We start from the raw sequence: 308 nt of genomic DNA on the forward strand, positions 1-308 counted from the left end.
CAGCTGCACAGTACGGAAAACCCCAAGGAAGCAAAGTGTCTTCCCTCTCGTTATGGATCGGTGGCGTCGCCTTTACTATTGTAGTCGCCCTGCTCGGGTATGGACTATCTCGTGTTCCTGGCTTTGATCGAGTCGGTCCTTTGGCTTGTGCGATCCTGATTGCGGTCGCCTATCGCCAATTTTGGGGATATCCCGAGGCTCTGCGATCAGGCATTCAGTTCTCTGCCAAACGTTTATTGCGTCTTGCCATCATTTTGTACGGTCTCAAGCTAAATATTGACGTCGTGCTTCACCAAGGTCTCGGTCTA

Annotated in this window: 1 protein-coding gene; it reads left to right on the forward strand. The window is 51.3% G+C overall.

Annotated features, from left to right (window positions below; translation table 11 throughout):
- Nucleotides 1–35: 35 nt before the first annotated feature.
- Nucleotides 36–308 (forward strand): putative sulfate exporter family transporter (locus SB775_RS28490; RefSeq protein WP_410864535.1); only part of this gene is annotated, 273 nt, incomplete at its 3' end.

The organism is Peribacillus sp. SIMBA_075, assembly GCF_046534585.1.